A 16,164-nucleotide genomic window follows, 5' to 3' on the forward strand; every position below is an offset into this window, starting at 1 on the left:
CGATGGGCACCGACCGGCTCGACGAGGTCCTCGACGCCGCCTACGCCTGCCTGACGCGGTACGGCGCGCGGCGTACCACGATGGACGACATCGCCTCCGCCATGGGCGTGTCCCGGTCAGCGGTCTACCAGTACGTGCGCAACAAGGACGACGCCTTCCGCCGCCTCGCCGGGCGCCTCCACGAAGAGGCGCTCCGGCGGGCGCGGGCGGCGGCCACCTCCGACGCCCCTTACGGCGAGCGGCTGCACGGCGTACTGGCCGCCAAGCTCGACCTGGTGCTCCAGCTGGCCGGCGACTCCCCGCACACCACGGAACTGCTCGACGGCAAGGCCCGGCTGTTCGGCGAGATCTGTACGACGTTCACCTGCGACCTGCGTGATCTGCTGACCGAGCTGTTCACCGAGGCGGGCACGGCGGAGGGTGTCGAGCCGCGCGAGGCCGCCGACATCTGCGTGGCGATGGTCGTCGGCCTGGAGTCGATGCCCGGCGCCCGTGGCCTGCTGGCCCCGGCGACCGCCGCCCTCACGACGGGCCTGCTCGAAGCCCCCGACACTCCCCCCGCTCCCAGCACTCCCAGCACTCCCCGAGGAACCTCCTGATGACCACCACCGTCACCCCCACCGAAGACACCGCGACCCTCGTGGCCCGGCTGCGCGCCACCTTCACCACCGGCCGTACCCGCCCCCTGGCCTGGCGCGTGGAGCAGCTGACCCGGCTGCGGGCGCTGTTCACCGAGAACCGCGAGGCCATTGCCGACGCGCTCCACAGCGACCTGCGCAAGCCGCGCCCCGAGGCGTACGCCGCCGAGGTCGACCTCCCCGTACACGAGATCGACCACACGCTGGCCCATCTGGAGCGGTGGCTCGCCCCGACGCGGCTCGACCGCGAGGCCCTCGCCGGGCTGCCGGATGGCTCCACGGCCGGCACGCAGTACGAGCCGCTGGGCACCGTCCTGGTCATCGCGCCCTGGAACTATCCGGTCCAGCTCTCGATGATCCCCGTGGCGGGCGCGCTCGCCGCGGGCAACACCGTCGTCCTCAAGCCGAGCGAGCTCGCCCCCGCGACGTCCGCGCTGATGGCCCGCCTCGTGCCGCGGTACCTGGACCCCGAGGCGGTCGCCGTCGTCGAGGGCGCCGTCCCGGAGACCACGGAGCTGCTCGCCCAGCGCTTCGACCACATCTTCTACACCGGCAACGGCACGGTCGGCCGCATCGTGATGCGGGCCGCCGCCGAGCACCTGACCCCCGTCACGCTCGAACTGGGCGGCAAGTCACCGGTGTTCGTCGACCGGGACGCCGATGTCACCACGGTCGCCAGGCGCCTGGCGGACGCCAAGTTCCGCAACGCGGGGCAGACCTGCGTCGCGCCGGACTACGTCCTGACCGACCCGGCCACCGCCCGCGCCCTCGCCGCCGCGCTCGCCGAGGCCGTGGAGGGCATGTTCGGCGCTGACCCGCAGGCCGGCGAGGGGTACGGCCGCATGGTGAACCAGCGGCACTTCGACCGCGTCGCGGCGCTGCTCGGCTCCGGGACGGTGGCGTTCGGCGGGCAGACGGACCGCGACGACCTGTACATCGCGCCGACCGTCCTGACCGGCGTGACGGGGGACGACCCCGTCATGCGGGAGGAGATCTTCGGCCCGGTCCTGCCCATCGTCGAGGTGGCGGACCTCGACGAGGCCATCGCCTTCATCAACGACCGTGACAAGCCGCTGGCCCTCTACGGCTTCACGGAGAACGAGACCACCCGGCGGCGCCTGGCCACCGAGACCTCGTCCGGCGGGCTCGGCTTCGGACTCCCGATGGCCCACCTGCGCGTGCCCGACCTGCCGTTCGGCGGCGTCGGCGAGAGCGGCATGGGCAGCTACCACGGCCCGCACTCCATCGCCACGTTCAGCCACCGCCGCGCGCGTCTCGACGTACCGCTGGCCTAAGGGGAGACGCCCCGGCCGCCGTTCCGCGCGCTGAAGGTCGCCGGGCCGTAGCGGGCGGTGGGCATGCTGGTCTGGTGGGCCCAGTAGCGGTCGCCGTAGGACCAGTGCCACCACTCGGTGGGGTAGTTGACCAGGCCCGCCGTGCCCAGGGCCGCGCTCAGCGTGCGGCGGTTGCGGCGGGCCGCCGCGGAGATGCGGTCGGTGTCGGTGTAGCAGGCGCCGTCGCTCTCCTCGGGGCTGGCGTTCACCGGCGTGCCGAGGTCGAGTTCGTCCCCGGCCGTGGTGCACAGCGTGACGTCGACGGCGGCGCCCGCGACGTGCGGGCCCACCTCGGGCGGCGAGAGGGAACGGCTCGTCTGCCGGTGGAGGTGGTCGGCCGACCACTCGGGGTGCGCGCGTCTGAGCTCCGCGGCGTACTCCTCGAAGTACTGGATCTGGAGGTCGAGCGGGCGGTAGCCCTCGGTGACCAGCAGCCGCAGCCCCTCGGGCAGCAGCCGGGCGGCGCGGGCCAGGCGCCAGGCGACGCCCTCGCGCAGCTGGGCGTAGGCCCCCGCCGGGTCGGCGAGCCGGTCGTCGACGTCGACGAAGGGGAGGTGGCGCAGGTCGACCAGGGCCTCGCCGCATTCGTGGACCGGGATGTCGACGATCCGTGGATCGTTCATGAGGATGATCGGCGGCACACTCGGCCCCTTCGTGGCGGAAGTGACGGGCACAGCCCCGGGGGCGGGCTCCCACCCGCCCCCGGACTCCCCCTTGTGGCAGTGGCTCCATGTCGCGGTGGCTCCATATACGGCTCCACACGGCAACGGCCCACACGGCCGACTGTCGCGGTCGTATGGGCCGTGCGAGGCAACAGTGGCCTTCCCCCGTTGGTCCCCCGTTGCTGTCGGCCCCTTGGTGCCGCCGACAGGTAGAGCATGGCGCGGGCCGCTGCAAGTTCTCTGCAAAACCACCGCAAGAGTTCCGGCGCCGTGACAGCGGGAATCAGATGTCCGTTTCATCCCGTTCCCGTGCCTCGTACGCGATGAAGACGTCCCGGGCCTCGGCGCGCAGCGCGCGGGCCTGTTCGCTGTCGCCCACGGTCTCACGCGCCGCCGCGAGGTCGCGCAGGGTGCGGGCGCGGGGCAGCGGCAGGTCCAGGGCGGCCCAGAGGGCGGCCGACTCGGTCAGGTGCTTCTCGGCGACGTCGGGGCGGCCCGCGGCGAGCTCGCACTCGCCGAGGGTGCGCAGGGTGAGGGCCTCGCCGAAGCGGTCGTGGTGGGAGCGGCAGATATCGAGGACGTCCCGCAGGTCGGCTGCCGCCTCGGCGCAACGGCCGAGCCGGAAGCGGCATTTGGCGCGCGCCTGCACCGCGTACGCCGACATGAGCGGGTCGCCGATGAGGCGCAGCAGACCCACCGCGTCGTCCGCGAGCTCCTCCGCCTCCTCGTACGCCCCGAGCGCGCGGTGCACCAGGCTCAGCGAGCGCACCGTGAGGGCTTCGCCGCGGCGGCTGCCGAGGCGGCGGTAGGCCCGCAGGGATTCGTCGAGGAGGTCGAACGCCTCCTGAAGTTCGCCCAGTTCGAGGTGGACGGTGCCCGCGAAGCGACAGGAGAGGCCGAGCCCCGGGTCGTCTTTGAGCCCGCGGAAGCCTTCGACCGCCTGGGTGAGCACGTCCAGCGCCGCGCGCAGGCCGGCCTCCCGCAGGGCGCTGCCGAGTCCGGCGAGGGCGGCGGCCCGGCCGCGCGCGTCCCCGAGCTCGGCGCAGAGCCCGGCCGCCTGGCGGAAGTACGCCTGCGACTCGTCGAACCGGTCCTGTTCGTAGCGGAGTTGGCCGAGCCCGATGAGCAGCAGGGCCTCGCCGGAGCGGTCCTCGGCGCGGCGGGCGGCGGCCAGGGCGGCGTCATGGCTGCGCCACCAGGCCTCGAAGCGGTTGCCGACGGCGTACGCGGACGAGCACAGGGCGGCCGCGGCCTCGCAGGCCAGGCTGTGCAGGTCGTAGGCGGCGGCCCGCTCGACGGCGGCGGCGAACGCGTCGGCCTCGGCCTCGAACCAGGCGGAGGGGTCGGCGAGCGCCCGCCGGGTGGCCTCGGGCCCGACGGGCCGTACGAGCCGGCGCATGGCGTCGGAGGCGGCGCTGACCGGCCCGCCGGAGTCGAGGAAGCCGCGGTGCAGTTCGACCGCGCCGGACGGTGTGGCGGACGCGACGCGGCCGGTGAGCCAGAGCCCGGCGCCGAGGGCCCTGCCGACGGCGGCGGAGCGCTCGGCGGGCGTGTCCTCGGCCTCGGCGCGTTCGGCGGCGTACACCTGCACGAGGTCGTGCGGGCGGTAGCGGGGCTGTCCGGCGCGGTCGACGACGGTGCAGTGCAGGAGTTGGGCGTCGATCAGCTGCTCCACGACGCGTTCGGCCTGGGTCTCGCTCACGTCGAGCAGGGCCGCGACCACCCAGGAGGCGACGTCGGGCGCGGCGAGCAGGCCGAGGCGGCGCAGGGCGGTGCGGGCGGGGGCGTCCAGGGCCTGGTAGCTGAGGCTGAGCCCGGCGCGGACCTCCAGGTCGCCGACGGCGAGTTCGTCCAGGCGGTGGCGTTCGTCGGCGAGCCGTTCGGCGAGTGTGCGGGCAGTCCAGTGCTTGCGGGTCGCGAGGCGGGCCCCGGCGATGCGCAGGGCCAGCGGGAGGCCGCCGCACAGCTCGACGATGCGGCGGACGGCGTCCGGCTCGTCCCGCACGCGCTGCTCCCCGGCGACCCGGGCGAGGAGGTCGGCGCCGGGCTGCGTGTCGAGCACGTCGAGGTCGGTGCGGTGCGTGCAGGGCAGGGCGGCGAGGCGGGCGCGCGCGGTGATCAGCACCCCGCAGGTGGCGCTGCCGGGCAGCAGTGGGCGGACCTGTGACTCGCTGCCCGCGTCGTCCAGGACGAGCAGGACACGGCGCCCGGCGACCAGGCTGCGGAAGAGGTCCCTGCGCTCGGCGTCGCCCTCGGGCGGGTCGGCGCCGAGGGCGCGCAGCAGGCGGCCGAGGACTTCACCGGGGGCCACGGGGTCAGTGGCGCCGCGCAGTTCGGCGTAGAGCTGCCCGTCCGGGTAGGCGTCGGCGACCCGGTGTGCGGCGGTGACGCCGAGGACGGACTTGCCGACGCCGCCGGGTCCGGTCACGGCGACGACGGGCATGGCCTCGCGCGGCTCCGTCCCCGTCCCCGTCAACGCGGCCCGGATCTCGCTGAGCTGTGCCTCGCGTCCGGTGAAGTCGCCGATGGCGGGCGGCAGGAGGGCGGGGGCGGGGGGCACGGGGGTGCCTTCCCCGGCGGGGATGTCGGTGGCGGCCGGTGTGCTCCCCGCCGCGGGCAGCAGGTCCTCGTCGCCCCGCAGGATCGCCTCGTGCATGGCCCGCAGCCCCGGCCCGGGGTCGATGCCCAGCTCTTCGGCGAGTACGTCACGCCCTTCCGCGTAGACCGCGAGTGCGTCGGCCTGGCGGCCCAACCGGTAAAGCGCGAGCATCAGTTGGCCGCGCAGGCGCTCCCGTGTGGGGTGGGTGGCGACGAGGGCGGTGAGTTCGGCGACCAGTTCCGTCTCGCGGCCCGCCTGTGCGAGGTCCGCGGCGATCCGCTCCTCAAGGGCCGCCTGCCGGGCCTCCTCCAGCTGGTCGGCCATGGCCCGCAAGGTCTCGCCGATTCCGCCGAGTGCGGGGCCGCGCCAGAGGGCGAGGGCCTCGCTCAGCAGCCGGGCGGCGCCCGCGTGATCGCCCGCGGCCGCCGCCTGCCGGCCCCGCGCCGTGAGCCGCTCGAACGCGGCACGGTCGACGACGTCGGCGTCCGCGTGGATGAGATAGCCGGGCGGTTGTGTCTCGATGACGTCGGGCGACAGGGCGCGGCGCAGCGCCGACACGTACGACTGGATCAGGGACCGTGCCGTGTCGGGCGGTCTGTCGCCCCAGATCGCGTCGATCAGGGCGTCGGCGGAGACCACCCGGCCGGGTTCCAGGAGCAGCGCCGCGAGCAACGCCCGGGGCTTGGGGCCTCCCAGGGCCAGACGGCGGCCCTCGCGCCACGCCTCGACCGGCCCCAGCAAGCGGAAGTGCATGTCCGTGTCCACGCCCGTCTCCATGGGTCCTTGCCCCGCACCGCCCCCGCTCCCCGCTCCTCTGTTCCGCCCCTCGCCCAGCCTGCCCCCGATCGACTCGCATGGTACGTCCGCTCGGCCGCAACTCGCCGCTGAGCAGCGGGAATCAGCCATACGGGCCGCGCGCATGACGCAGAGTGGACGCCTACAGACGCCCTACGGAAGGCAGGCACCGATGCGCAGCTTGTACGTGATCGCCCACCCGGAGGCGACCCACCATGTCGAGCGTGTGGTGGGCGGCTGGCACGACTCGGACCTGACGGCGGCCGGGCTGAGCGCGGCGGCCTCGATCGCCGGGGCGTTGCGGAAGCAGGTCCCCGAGGGCGAGGAGGTGGAGGTGGTCTCCTCGGACCTGCGCCGTGCCCGGCGGACGGCACAGGCGGCGGCCGAGCTCTTCGGCGTGCCGGTGACCCTGGAGCGCGGGCTGCGCGAGAAGTCCTACGGGGAGGCGGAGGGGCGCCCGCAGGAGTGGCTGGACCGGCGGTTCGTGCCGCCGCCGGCGGCCGGGGACCGGATGGGTCACCACGAGGGCGTGGCGGGCTCGGAGACCCGGGGCGAGTGCGCGCGGCGGGTCTACGACGTCATGGACGGACTGCTGCGCCGCCCGTGCGCGCACCGGATCGTCGTGACGCACGGCTTCGCCCTGACGTTCGTCGTGGCGGCGTGGATCAAGATGCCGTACGAGGCGGTGGGCTCGGTCAGTTTCCTGGCGCCCAGCGGCAGCATCACCGTGCTGCGCGAGGACGCCTTCTTCCACAACCGACAGGTCGTCAGCCTCGGCGACACGCGTCACCTCGGCTGACGACCTGGGCAGGAAGGTCAGGCGCCGCTCGCGTCCAGCATGTCCTCGCGCTCGACGATCTTCACGCGCTCGCGGCCCTGCGGCTCGCCCAGCGCCTTCTCCGCGGCGTCGAGGCGGTACCAGCCGTCCCACGTGGTGAAGCGGACGTTCCGCTCCTTGAGGAAGGCGTCCACGGCTTCCGGGGCGGGCGCCTCGGGGGTGAGCAGGCGGCCGTTCTCGCGGTCGTCCAGGAGGCTCGCGACCGTCTCGTTGGCGTCGCCCTTGGTGTGGCCGATGAGGCCCACGGGGCCGCGGCGGATCCAGCCGGTGACGTACGTCGACGGCAGGTGCTCGCCGGTCTCCTGGATGACCCGGCCCGCCTGGTCGGGGACCGTGCCGGAGGCGACGTCCCAGGGCAGCTTGGGCAGTTCGTCGGAGAGGTAGCCGACGGCGCGGTAGACCGCGCCGAGGTCCCAGTCCTTGAACTCGCCGGTGCCCTTGACGTTGCCGGTGCCGTCCAGGGCGGTGCGCTCGGTGCGCAGGCCGACGACCTTGCCGTCCTCGCCGAGGATCTCGACGGGCGACTCGAAGAAGTGCAGGAACAGCTTGTGCGGGCGGTCGCCGACGTCGCGGATCGCCCAGTTCTCCAGAGTCTTGGCGACCATGTCGGCCTGCTTGTTGCCGCGCCGCGTGGCGATCGAGCCGTCGTCGTAGTCGATGTCCTCGGGGTCGACGATGACCTCGATGTTCGGGGAGTGGTCCAGCTCCCGCAGCTCCATCGGGCTGAACTTCGCCTGGGCGGGCCCGCGGCGGCCGAAGACGTGGATCTCCTTGGCCCTGTTGGCCTTGAGGCCGTCGTACACGTTCGCCGGGATCTCGGTGGGCAGCAGCTCGTCGGCGGTCTTGGCGAGGACGCGGGCCACGTCGAGCGCGACGTTGCCGACGCCGAGGACGGCGACCTTCTCCGCCTCCAGCGGCCAGGTGCGCGGCACGTCGGGGTGGCCGTCGTACCAGGAGACGAAGTCGGCGGCGCCGTGGGAGCCGTCGAGGTCGATGCCGGGTATGTCCAGGGCCCGGTCGGCGGTCGCGCCGGTGGAGAAGATCACCGCGTCGTAGAAGGTGCGCAGGTCGTCCAGGCTGATGTCACCCGGGTAGTCGACGTTGCCGAAGAGACGGATCTGGGGCTTGTCGAGCACTTGGTGCAGGGCCGTGATGATGCCCTTGATCCGCGGGTGGTCGGGGGCGACGCCGTAACGGATCAGGCCGAAGGGGGCCGGCATCCGCTCGAAGAGGTCGATCGACACACCGGGTTCGACGGCCACCGCGGACTTCAGCAGCGCGTCGGCAGCGTAGATCCCGGCGGGGCCGGCTCCGACAATGGCTACCCGCAGAGGGCGAGGCATGTTCAGGTTCCCTTCGAGCGGTGATGGGGGGTACTCGTCGGGAAGCCTAAACTAAGGCAAACCTAAGTAAGTAGCCGGGTCAGATTTATGACCTCATAAGGCAACCTTATGAGTCTCCCATGGCGCTTCCGGGCCTCTGCGACCGGGGTGAAATTACCTCGCACGGCGCCTCGCCGGGCGCTAGGCTCCCCGGCGATGACGACTCATTATGCTGACCGATCAGACCGTTGGGGGGTCCCGTCCGCGCCAGGTGAGTGCTGATGCTCACCGACACCGCGTATGGGGATTCCCGCCTCTCCTTCTGGCTGCGCGTGCGAGAGTTCGCCGTGCCGCTGTCCATGATCGAGTCCGCGACCGCCCGTCGCCGGGCCGGCGACTGGGCGGGGGCGTGCGCCGCCGCGGGCTTCGACCTCGACCTCAACCCGCGTGCCGTGGCACGCACGCACGGCACCGATGTCGCGGCCCGGCTGCGGGCCGATCTTCGCCAGCTGGCTCCCGACCTCCTGCGCTGGCACATGCCGAGGATCGCGCCCGACGGGCTGTTGCGCCCCGGGCTGACCATCGCCCTGGCCGGTTACGCCGACGCGGGCCGCGACGACACGCCCCCGCTGTACCTCGTGGCCAGGACCGCACCCGCGTGGGCGGAGTCCGGGCAGCGGATCAGCCTCGCGCTGTGGGACGGCTCCCGCGCCGAGCCCGACGCCTCGCGCCACCCTCATCTGCGCCCCAGCCGGCGGTTCCGCCTGGACCTGCACCGTCACCTGTGGGACGCGCGCAGGACCGAGGGCCTGCGCCTGCGGTCAGGGACCGGCCGGTCGCCCGACGGGAGTTGCCCTGCCGTGACGGGCCCTGTCGTGACGGGCGCGGATACGGAGGCTCCCGACGCCCGGATTCAGGAGCACCGGTGCGCCGTCGACCGGTGGGCGGCCGAGGCGGACATCCTGCTCCGCGCCGAGGGACGGCCCGCCGACCACCCCGTCCTCGTACGGATCAGTGCGCGGCGGCGGCTGGTCCTGACACCGATCGCGGACCGGGGCGGAGGGGCATTCTGCCGCCCGGGTCCCGGCTCGCGTCGGTGTACGAGGGCCCCGGCGCTTCCGCGCTGCCGGTCCTGCCCGACGCGGCGACCTGGGTGCCGCCCGACCTGGAACTGCTCCGCACCGGTTCCATCAAGGTCGAACGGCTGCATCCCCTGGTCGCCTCGGCACTCGTACCGGGCTGTTCACCGACCGGCCCGCCCCCCGTCCTGGACCGGGCGGGGCGACCGCGGCCGGTGGAGTGCCGAGGCGCCGAGCACCACATCGCCCTGGTGGGCGGGGTGTTGACCGCGCTGGACCATGACGCCGGCGAGGTCCGGCGGGAGGAGCTGCTGGCCGCGTTGACCGGCACGCCTCTCCCCTGCCTCCAGGCGATCGACACGGCCCACCGCCGCCCGTCCTGCCTCACGGACGTCCGTGAACGCCTGAACCACGGCGACCTCACCGGGGCGCTGACCGTCGTCGAGAACCTGCTGGGGCCCGAAGCGGTGCTGCGCGACGGCGCCCTGCGGGACGAACTGGAGAAGGCGGCGCTCGGACGGATCACCTACGGGCTGTACAGGGCGGGCCTGTTGGGACCCTCACCCGAACGGGTCCCCGCGGCCCGCCACCGCCCTGACGACCGCCGCGGCCGCCGACGCACACGTCAGGTGTCGCGGCCATGAGCTGAGGCGGGGCTGGGCTGAGGCTGGGCTGGGCTGGGCTGTGGCCAGGCGGGTCCGTGGCCAGGCGGGGCTGGGCTGGGCTGTCGCCAGGCGGGACTGGGCTGGGCTGTGGCCAGGCGGGTCCGCGGCCAGGCGGGGCTGGGCTGGGCTGTCGCCAGGCGGGACTGGGCTGGGCTGTGGCCAGGCGGGTCCGTGGCCGGGTCGGGCCCTGGCCGGGTGGCCGGGCCGGGCCGCGCCGCGCTGGGATATTCCGCGCCAGGCCGATCCCTGGCCGGGCTAACCCTGGGGGCCGTGCCGTCCGTAACAAGGCGGTCCGTGCCGGGCAGTCCCTGGCCAGGCCGGTCCGTACCAGGCCGGCCCCTGGCCGGGACAGCTCCTGGCCGTGCCAGGCCGGTCCACGCCAGGCCGGTCCGCGGCCGGGCCGGGCCGCGCCGCGCCGCGCCGCGCTGGGATATTCCACGCCAGGCCGATCCCTGGCCGGGCTAGCCCTGGGGGCCGTGCCGTCCGTAACAAGGTGGTCCGTGCCGGGCAGTCCCTGGCCAGGCCGGTCCGTACCAGGCCGGCCCCTGGCCGGGCTAGCCCTGGGGGCCGTGCCGTCCGTAACAAGGCGGTCCGTGCCGGGCAGTCCCTGGCCAGGCCGGTCCGTACCAGGCTGGGCCCTGGCCGGGACAGCTCCTGGCCGTGCCAGGCTAGTCCGCGCCGGGACGGCCCCCGCCAGGCTGGTCCGCACCGAGCCGGCACGTCCAGAGCCGGTTCGGGGCGGGCCGGTCCCCGCCGGGCCAGCCCCGAACCGTGCTGTCCGTACCAAGCCAGTCCGCGCCGAGCCGGTACGTCCGGAGCCAGTCCGCGCCGAGCCGGCCCCTGGCCGGGCCGGGCCGTGGCCAGGCCGGGCCCTGGTCTTGTGGACTTCTACGACCCGTCTTCTCGCCCCCGCCAACCACTGACGCCGCTTGCCCCTGGCCTCGCCGGTCCCGGCCCGGTTGGCGTTCAGCCTCGCGGGCTTCCGACCCCGCCGGCCGCCGACCCGCGCCGGCCCTATCAGGCCGGCCTCTGACCCCGCCGGGCTCTGGCCGCCACCGACTCCCCGCCCCACCGACCGCCATCCCGCCGCCCGGCCCCGACCGCGTCTCCCAGCCCAGCCGACTCCTGGCCCGTCGGCCCTTCCCCTCCGGGGCCCACAGCCCCGTACACACGCGCCCAATCCCGAGCACACCCAGCCGCACCACGAACCCAAAGGTGATCCCCATGCCCACGTACACCCCACCGGCCCCCACCCTCACCGACACCGACACCGACCACCGCAGCCAACTCGACGTCGCCGGCACGCTGCTGACCCTGCTCCGGGACACGACCACCGAGCCGCGGCCCGACTCCCAGCTGGAGGCCCTGACCCTGGCCGTCGCCGCGGATCTGCCCGTGCTGCTGTGGGGTGAGCCCGGCATCGGCAAGACCGCGGCGCTGACCCAGCTCGCCGCTTCGCTCGACCTTCCGCTGACCACGGTGATCGCCAGCGTGCACGAGCCGTCCGACTTCTCGGGGCTGCCCGTCGTCGGCGACGACCCGGCCGAGCACGGCGTCCCGATGGCGCCGCCGGACTGGGCGGTGCGCCTGGTGCGGGCCGGGCGGGGGCTGCTGTTCCTCGACGAGTTGTCCACCGCTCCCCCGGCCGTCCAGGCCGCCCTGCTCCGCCTCGTCCTCGAACGCCGCATCGGCGCCCTGCGGCTGCCGCCCGGCGTGCGGATCGTGGCCGCCGCCAACCCGCGCTCCTCGGCCGCCGACGGCTGGGAGCTGAGCCCGCCCCTGGCCAACCGGTTCGTCCACCTCCAGTGGACCCACGACCACGACGTCGTCGTACGCGGCCTCGGCGGCGTCTGGCCCCGCGCGACCCTCCCGCGGCTCGACCCGCACAAGCTTCCCGAAGCCGTGGACTTCGCCCGCCGCGCGGTGTGCGGGCTCCTCGCCGCCCGCCCCCGGCTCGTCCACCGGATGCCGGGCGACGAAGCGCGCCGAGGCGGCGCCTGGCCCTCTCCCCGCAGCTGGGAGACGGCGCTGTGTCTGATCGCCTTCGCGACCGCCGCGGGCTCCTCCCGTGAGGTGCTCTCCCTGCTCGTCCGGGGCACCGTCGGCGACGGCCCGGGGCCTCGAACTGCTGGCGAGCCTGGACCGGATGGACCTCCCCGACCCCGAGACGCTGCTCGCCGACCCCGCGGGCGCGACGCTCCCCGAGCGGGGCGATCTGCGCCAGGCCGTGCTCGAGGGAGTCGTCGAAGCGGTGCGCAAGACCCCGTCGAAGGACCGCTGGGACGCGGCCTGGGCGCTTCTCGTACGGGCGGTGGAGACCGGAGCCCCGGACCTCGTCGTCGTGCCCGCCACCACGCTCGCCTCGCTGCGCCGCCCGGACTGGGACGTCCCGGCGTCGATCGAACGCCTCACCGGAACGGTGTCCTTGTCCCTGCGTGCCGACCGCGCGGCGGCCCGGGCCGCGGTGGCCGCCAAGGCCCCCAACTCAAAGGCCCGCCGATGACCCCGGACACGCCGGGGGCGCTGGACCTCGACAAGCTGTTCGCCGCCCGGCTCCAGGCCGTGCGGGCCCGGCCGTACCTGGCGGCGGCCCTCTTCGCCCTGCACACCGTCGAGTCCCGTCAGGTGCCGACCATGGCCGTGGACCGGCACTGGCGGTGCTACGTCTCACCGGTGTTCGTGGACCGGACGCCGGTGGAGGAGCTCGCCGGGGTGTGGGTGCACGAGGTCTCGCACCTGCTGCGCGACCACCACGGGCGCAGTGACCGGGTCGCCCGGCAGCGCGGGCTGACCGGGCCGGGCGAACGGCTGCGGATGAACATCGCCGCCGACTGCGAGATCAACGACGACGTCTTCGGCGACGGACTCGTACGCCCCGAAGGAGCCGTGGGACCGGCCGACCTGAAGCTGCCCGAAGGGGAGCTCATGGAGGACTACCTGCGCCAGTTCCGGCTCGGGCCGCGTACGCAGCACTTGGCCTGGCTGGACTGCGGAAGCGGCGCCGACGGGCTGGACCGGGAGTGGGAGCTGGGCCCTCAGGGCGCGCACGGACTCAGCGCCCAGGAGCGGGACGCGGTCCGCTTCCGGGTGGCGCAGGGCATCACCGGGCGGCCCGGCAGCGCGCCGAAGGGCTGGCAGCGGTGGGCGGAGGAGGCGTTCCATCCACCGCAGCCGTGGCGGGAGTTGCTGGGGGCGGCCGTCCGCTCGGCGGCCTCCGGGCCCGGCGTGGGCGAGGACTACACGTACGGCAGGCCGGCGCGGCGCTCGGCCGGGGTGCCCGGCGTCGTGCTGCCGAGCCTGCGGCGCAGGCCGCCGCGGGTCTGCGTGGTCATCGACACGTCGGGTTCGGTCAGCGACGCCGAACTGGGCGGCGCGCTCCTGGAAGTCGCCGCGATCGGCCGTGCCGTGGGGGGCCGTCGGGATCTGGTGACGGTGGTGCCGTGCGACGCGGCGGCGCGGATCGTGCACCCGCTGTGCCGGGGCGAGGGGATCCCGCTGGTGGGCGGTGGCGGAACCAACCTCCGGACCGGGTTCACCAAGGCGCTCCGCACCAACCCCCGTCCGGACGCCATCGTCGTCCTGACGGACGGTCAGACACCGTGGCCGAGCAGTCGGCCGCCGTGCCGGACCGTCGTGGGCCTCTTCCCCCGGCAGGGGGGACCCGGCGGGTCGTGGGACGAGGACGATCCCGATCACGTGCCGGACCTGCCGCCCGACTGGGCCCGCGTGGTCGACATCGGGTGAGCCGCCGGCCTCCGGCTCGGGCCGGCCCTCGCGGGCCTGCCCGAGCCGGACGACGTACGCGGCGGCAGCAGCGCCCGACCGATCAGGCCAGGTCGAACCGGTCGAGGTTCATGACCTTGTCCCAGGCCGCGACGAAGTCCTTCACGAACTTCTCCCGCGCGTCATCGCTCGCGTACACCTCCGCGACCGCCCGCAGCTCGGAGTTCGAGCCGAAGACCAGGTCGGCACGGGTGCCGGTCCACTTCACCTCGCCCGTGGTGACGTCGCGGCCCTCGAACGTGTCCTGGGCCTCGGACGTCGACTTCCACTCCGTGCCGAGGTCGAGGAGGTTGACGAAGAAGTCGTTCGTCAGCGTCCCGGGCGTGGCCGTGAACACGCCGTGCCGTGCGCCTTGGTGGTTCGCGCCGAGGACGCGCAGGCCGCCGACGAGGACCGTCAGCTCGGGGGCGCTCAGGGTCAGCAGGTTCGCCTTGTCGAGCAGCAGGTACTCGGCGGGGAGGCGGTTGCCCTTGCCGAGGTAGTTGCGGAACCCGTCGGCGCTCGGCTCCAGCGCGGCGAACGACTCCACGTCCGTCTGCTCCTGCGTGGCGTCCACCCGCCCCGGCGTGAAGGGCACCTCGACGTCGAAGCCCGCGTCCTTGGCGGCCTGCTCGACCCCGGCCGCACCGGCGAGCACGATCAGGTCGGCGAGCGAGATCCGCTTGCCGCCGCTCTGCGCACCGCTCTGCGCGGCGTCGAAGGTCTCCTTGATGCCCTCCAGGGTGCGCAGCACCGTCGCCAGCTGGTCGGGCTGGTTGACCTCCCACCCGCTCTGCGGCTCCAGGCGGATACGGGCGCCGTTGGCACCGCCGCGCTTGTCGCTGCCCCGGAAGGACGAGGCCGCGGCCCACGCGGTCGACACGAGCTGGGACACCGACAGATCCGAGGCGAGGATCTGCGCCTTGAGGGCCGCGACGTCCGCCGCGTCGACCAGCTCGTGGTCGAGCGCGGGGAGCGGGTCCTGCCACACCAGCGTCTCCTGCGGGACCTCGGGGCCGAGGTAGCGGGCGACCGGGCCCATGTCGCGGTGGGTCAGCTTGAACCAGGCGCGGGCGAAGGCGTCCGCGAACTCCTCGGGGTTGGCCAGGAAGCGGCGCGAGATCTGCTCGTAGGCCGGGTCGAACCGCAGCGAGAGGTCCGTCGTGAGCATCGTCGGGGCGTGCGTCTTCGACCCGTCGTGGGCGTCGGGGACAGTGCCGGCCCCGGCGCCGTCCTTCGGTCGCCACTGGTGCGCGCCCGCCGGGCTCTTGAACAGCTCCCACTCGTAGCCGAAGAGGATCTCGAAGAAGCTGTTGTCCCAGGTGATCGGGGTGTTCGTCCAGATGCCCTCAAGGCCGCTGGTGATCGTGTCGGCGCCCTTGCCGCTGCCGTACGTGTTCCGCCAGCCCAGACCCTGCTGCTCCATCGGGGCGGCCTCGGGGTCGGGCCCCACGTTGTCGGCCGGGCCCGCGCCGTGGGTCTTGCCGAAGGTGTGGCCGCCCGCGATCAGGGCGACGGTTTCCTCGTCGTTCATCGCCATGCGGCGGAACGTCTCGCGGATGTCGCGGGCCGCGGCGAGCGGGTCCGGGTTGCCGTTGGGGCCCTCGGGGTTGACGTAGATGAGGCCCATCTGGACGGCGCCGAGGGGGTTCTCCAGCTCGCGGTCGCCGGTGTAGCGCTCGTCGCCGAGCCAGGTGGTCTCGGGGCCCCAGTAGACGTCCTCGTCGGGCTCCCAGACGTCCGCGCGGCCACCGGCGAAGCCGAAGGTCTTGAAGCCCATGGACTCCAGGGCGACGTTGCCGGTGAGGATCATGAGGTCGGCCCACGAGATGCTCTGGCCGTACTTCTTCTTGACCGGCCAGAGCAGGCGGCGGGCCTTGTCGAGGCTCGCGTTGTCCGGCCAGCTGTTGAGGGGCGCGAAGCGCTGCTGACCGGCGCCCGCGCCGCCGCGGCCGTCGCTGATGCGGTAGGTGCCCGCGCTGTGCCAGGCCATGCGGATCATGAACGGGCCGTAGTGGCCGAAGTCGGCGGGCCACCACTCCTGCGAGGTCGTGAGGACCTCCGCGATGTCCCGCTTGACGGCCGGCAGGTCGAGGGAGCCGAACGCCTCGGCGTAGTCGAACTCCTCACCGAGCGGGTTGGCCACGGCGGGGTTCTTGGCGAGGATCTTCAGGTTGAGCCGCTCCGGCCACCACTGGCGGTTTCCGCCGCCCTGGGTCGGGTGCGGGGCGCGGCTGTGCGCGACGGGGCAGCCGGTCACCTCCTCCGGCTTCGGGTCGGTGACGATCGCGTCATGGTTCTCGGTCATGCGAATCCTTCCGGACGGGGCGGATCACACTGCTCGGGAGCTGCGGACGGTCGCACCGTCGCAGCACAGGCCCATGGATGACCTCGGCCTCGTCATCGCGGAAGCCTCGGTGGTCGGACGTCATCGGGACGGGGCGGTCCGCTCGCCGCATGGATCGTCCGT

8 protein-coding genes and 2 pseudogenes are annotated in these 16,164 nt (G+C 74.0%); 6 read left to right on the top strand and 4 right to left on the bottom strand.

Annotated features, from left to right (window positions below; genetic code table 11):
* The first annotated feature begins 2 nt into the window (after window positions 1–2).
* Entirely contained in the window at window positions 3–599 is a 597-nt protein-coding gene (locus ACOBQB_RS12920; RefSeq protein WP_423591557.1) for a TetR/AcrR family transcriptional regulator, read from the top strand.
* Window positions 599–1,933 carry an aldehyde dehydrogenase family protein gene (locus tag ACOBQB_RS12925; protein ID WP_423591558.1) on the top strand — a complete coding sequence of 445 codons (1,335 nt, stop codon included), beginning with the start codon at window positions 599–601 and terminating at the stop codon, window positions 1,931–1,933. The genes ACOBQB_RS12920 and ACOBQB_RS12925 overlap by 1 nt, the downstream gene beginning before the upstream one ends.
* Here ACOBQB_RS12925 and ACOBQB_RS12930 read toward each other — a convergent pair.
* A complete protein-coding gene (locus ACOBQB_RS12930) occupies window positions 1,930–2,613 on the bottom strand; it encodes a M15 family metallopeptidase (RefSeq protein ID WP_423591559.1) in 684 nt (227 codons plus the stop codon). The genes ACOBQB_RS12925 and ACOBQB_RS12930 overlap by 4 nt on opposite strands.
* A gap of 304 nt (window positions 2,614–2,917) precedes the next feature.
* Window positions 2,918–6,010, bottom strand: coding sequence for an AfsR/SARP family transcriptional regulator (locus tag ACOBQB_RS12935; protein ID WP_423591561.1), 3,093 nt, complete (start codon window positions 6,008–6,010; stop codon window positions 2,918–2,920).
* 190 nt (window positions 6,011–6,200) lie between these two features.
* Here ACOBQB_RS12935 and ACOBQB_RS12940 point away from each other — a divergent pair, with 190 nt between their 5' ends.
* Window positions 6,201–6,827 carry a histidine phosphatase family protein gene (locus ACOBQB_RS12940; RefSeq protein ID WP_423591562.1) on the top strand — a complete coding sequence of 209 codons (627 nt, stop codon included), beginning with the start codon at window positions 6,201–6,203 and terminating at the stop codon, window positions 6,825–6,827.
* 17 nt (window positions 6,828–6,844) lie between these two features.
* Here ACOBQB_RS12940 and ACOBQB_RS12945 read toward each other — a convergent pair whose 3' ends face one another.
* The gene (locus tag ACOBQB_RS12945; protein ID WP_423591564.1) at window positions 6,845–8,209 is read right to left on the bottom strand and encodes an FAD-dependent oxidoreductase; all 1,365 of its coding nucleotides are present in this window, start codon (window positions 8,207–8,209) and stop codon (window positions 6,845–6,847) included.
* A 260-nt stretch (window positions 8,210–8,469) separates the two neighbouring features.
* Between ACOBQB_RS12945 and ACOBQB_RS12950 the strand changes: the two are divergent.
* From ACOBQB_RS12950 to ACOBQB_RS12960, 3 genes and pseudogenes are all read left to right on the top strand, one after another.
* Window positions 8,470–9,911 (top strand): annotated as a pseudogene (locus ACOBQB_RS12950) (hypothetical protein).
* Between the two features lie 1,245 nt (window positions 9,912–11,156).
* Window positions 11,157–12,435, top strand: a pseudogene (locus tag ACOBQB_RS12955) (AAA family ATPase).
* On the top strand, window positions 12,432–13,676 hold the full coding sequence (locus ACOBQB_RS12960) for a DUF2201 family putative metallopeptidase (protein ID WP_423591566.1): 1,245 nt from the start codon (window positions 12,432–12,434) through the stop codon (window positions 13,674–13,676). Before ACOBQB_RS12955 ends, ACOBQB_RS12960 begins: the two are co-directional and overlap by 4 nt.
* An 82-nt stretch (window positions 13,677–13,758) precedes the next feature.
* On the opposite strand, the gene katG is transcribed toward ACOBQB_RS12960, so the two are convergent.
* Window positions 13,759–16,002: a catalase/peroxidase HPI gene (gene katG, locus ACOBQB_RS12965; protein ID WP_423591568.1), complete on the bottom strand. Its 2,244-nt coding sequence runs from the start codon at window positions 16,000–16,002 to the stop codon at window positions 13,759–13,761.
* Between the last annotated feature and the right edge of the window lie 162 nt (window positions 16,003–16,164).

The sequence above is a fragment of the Streptomyces sp. G5(2025) genome (genome assembly GCF_049542075.1).
Taxonomy (GTDB): domain Bacteria; phylum Actinomycetota; class Actinomycetes; order Streptomycetales; family Streptomycetaceae; genus Streptomyces.

What these genes read in the sequence shown, in the direction of transcription:
- ACOBQB_RS12945 (WP_423591564.1), bottom strand. Translation starts at nt 8,209, where the DNA reads ATGCCTCGCCCTCTGCGGGTAGCCATTGTCGGAGCCGGCCCCGCCGGG.
- ACOBQB_RS12925 (WP_423591558.1), top strand. Translation starts at nt 599, where the DNA reads ATGACCACCACCGTCACCCCCACCGAAGACACCGCGACCCTCGTGGCC.
- ACOBQB_RS12940 (WP_423591562.1), top strand. Translation starts at nt 6,201, where the DNA reads ATGCGCAGCTTGTACGTGATCGCCCACCCGGAGGCGACCCACCATGTC.
- katG (WP_423591568.1), bottom strand. Translation starts at nt 16,002, where the DNA reads ATGACCGAGAACCATGACGCGATCGTCACCGACCCGAAGCCGGAGGAG.
- ACOBQB_RS12960 (WP_423591566.1), top strand. Translation starts at nt 12,432, where the DNA reads ATGACCCCGGACACGCCGGGGGCGCTGGACCTCGACAAGCTGTTCGCC.
- ACOBQB_RS12935 (WP_423591561.1), bottom strand. Translation starts at nt 6,010, where the DNA reads ATGGAGACGGGCGTGGACACGGACATGCACTTCCGCTTGCTGGGGCCG.
- ACOBQB_RS12920 (WP_423591557.1), top strand. Translation starts at nt 3, where the DNA reads ATGGGCACCGACCGGCTCGACGAGGTCCTCGACGCCGCCTACGCCTGC.